General features: G+C 33.7%; 2 protein-coding genes. One reads left to right on the forward strand and one right to left on the reverse strand.

Annotated features, from left to right (window positions below; genetic code table 11):
• Positions 1-312: 312 nt before the first annotated feature.
• Positions 313-648 carry a zinc ribbon domain-containing protein YjdM gene (locus A9G30_RS09730; RefSeq protein WP_065582117.1) on the forward strand — a complete coding sequence of 112 codons (336 nt, stop codon included), beginning with the start codon at positions 313-315 and terminating at the stop codon, positions 646-648.
• A gap of 234 nt (positions 649-882) precedes the next feature.
• Here A9G30_RS09730 and A9G30_RS09735 read toward each other — a convergent pair whose 3' ends face one another.
• Positions 883-2,427: a hypothetical protein gene (locus A9G30_RS09735; RefSeq protein ID WP_065588824.1), complete on the reverse strand. Its 1,545-nt coding sequence runs from the start codon at positions 2,425-2,427 to the stop codon at positions 883-885.
• Between the last annotated feature and the right edge of the window lie 146 nt (positions 2,428-2,573).

Consider the following 2,573-nt stretch of genomic DNA (forward strand, 5'->3'; position numbering starts at 1 on the left):
TTTATTTATAATAATTCATTAAACAATTGAATTTAAAGTAATTTCATGCTAAAACGGTATAGATTCCTGAATATTTTTTACAAAAATGATTTTATTTTTGCCCCAATAAAATAGGAAAAAATATGAAGAAAGATCTAAAAGAAATAGAACAACAAGATCAATTAATAGTAGTTTATTTATCTCTAAAATAATTGGCTAATTCGTCAATTTTTTTAGATTACCCACGGCAACCAAACAGCTATCATTCATGACTTAATAGCATTTTTTTGCTATAGTAGGCGCCATTTTATTTAATTTGGATGAATCTTAATTATGGAATCTATACCTAATTGCCCTGTTTGCCAATCTGAACACACTTATCATGATGGCAGCTTTTGTGTTTGCCCTGAATGTGCCCACGAATGGGATCCAAACGAGGCTGTGTCTTCTGATGATGAATTACAAGTAAAAGACAGTAATGGTAATTTACTTGCTGATGGTGATGATATTATTTTAATTAAAGATCTTAAGTTAAAAGGATCGTCAACTGTGCTGAAAAAAGGCGCTAAAGCCAAAGGCATTCGTTTAGTAGACGGTGATCATGAGATCGATTGTAAAGTCGATGGTATGAAAATTATGCTTAAAGCTTGCTTTGTGAAAAAAGCTTAGCTAATTATAATATGTTGTGCTGATTTTATCAGCATTACATATACATTATTTTTCTCTCATTTTACATAACATCTTTATTAGCAATAGCCATAACCTATGAAAATGCTACCGTTGCCGATAAAAATCAGCAAAAGGGAATATTTAACGGCATTCCCTTAATTGTTAATCTTAATTTTCAAAAACCAATGTTGCTTCTTCAAGTTATAAGTAAAACGATATAAAATATAAACTCATTTAACCTTTGCAAGCAATATAGTTAATTTGTCCTATCTTATTTTCATAACCACCATATCCCACCCCACCATTGACAGAATGCACAACAAAGTATAGTTCGGGTGAATAGTTATCTCTTGTCCAATAATGAGCATCACGCCATTCAGAGTTTGGGTAGCTTATTTTATTCATTGGCCCCCACTCAGCGGTCAGCCCTTCACCAATTGCTCGAGTATAATTGTTATCTTTAAACTGCCAATACATTGGTGCTTTTCTTTGTGGAGAGTTAGTCAATTCGCCTCGAGAAAGTACGTTAAAAGCACTTCCACATTTTGTTTGAGATACATTCCAATATCCCTTAAAATCGCCCTGTGGAATAGCCCAAATACTTGTTGGATTAAAGCTATAATCATGTTTAACTGATCTATCTCTTTTTAATGTCGCTTGCACTATTACTTGATCTAATGGTTTTTTCTTTAAGGTAATTGATCCTAATGAATCAACATCAACAACATCTTTCGTTTGAGTAATAACTGAAAATTCATAATCCGTTTGTGCACCAGTCATCACTAATTGAAACTGAGCCCCTGGAAAGCCCGTTGTTGGGAATGTTTTTGATGAATATGTTGGTTTAGCCTTAAAGCCAAAATCCAATACATAATCACTTGTGCGACCTCCTCCATACTCAGGACTTATTATGCTATTTTCAAGATTCCATTTTTGAGAATTACCGTTTTCATCAAAACCATGCCATTGAGCATTTTGATAAACAACTGTGGCATTCGGTTTAGCATAACAAATTTGCGATTTTGGTGCTATTTGGTAGGTTTTAGCTAGGGTAATCGGCTCGCCTTCATCAGGAATTCCGTATGCCGAATGGGCTCTAACATTGGTTTTAATGATGAGTTTTAATGGCATTGAAAAACCACTTCCACAACCTATAATTTTTTTCTTATCATCACCGATTATTCTTACGCCATTATTGTCATACCACCAATAATTAGTCATTTCCACTTTAAATGGTTGCTGAGGATCAGCATTATCACCATCTATATCACTGTAATTTTCAACTTTATCTAAATTTGTTGAAGTATAAATCGCCACTTTAAAATCGTTAAGCGTTAAGTTACCATCAAATTCTTTCACTTCACTAGATTTTATAGTGCCACTCGCCTCACTGTAAAAAACACCATTAACAGTAAAACCATGTTTATCTGCACTCGATAACGCAACCACTTGCGGTGTATTCCCAACAATAACCTGACTTGAAGTCGCTGTTAGTATTGCATTAGCTGAGCTAACGTGTATCCATTGTGATAATAAGATTAAACTCATGACTTGAGTAGGTTTTGGTTTTAAGTGAGCTGTCAGTGCCGTTATTTTGGTAGCAAAGTGAGATTTGCAATGGAAGTGTTTAAAACAAAAAGGTAACGCTAAAGATAAAACGTTTTGTTGTAATATTAAAGTTGAAATAAAACGATTAACAAATAATAATATGCCCGATGCCCGATGCCCGATGCCCGATGCCCGATGCCCGATGCCCGATGCCCGATGCCCGATGCCCAATTATATTTTATCATAATTTTTTTATTCATCACACTTACCCTCTTAAATTTGTTTTTATAAAACAAATGGTTAATGTTATTTTTAGTAATTTTAGCATAAAGTAGTATATAGTTATGCTACTCTATTTTAGAATAAAAACCTCGTTT

Origin of the sequence: Gilliamella sp. Fer4-1, from assembly GCF_001690515.1 — a bacterium.
GTDB classification, from domain to species: Bacteria; Pseudomonadota; Gammaproteobacteria; order Enterobacterales; family Orbaceae; genus Gilliamella; species Gilliamella apicola_C.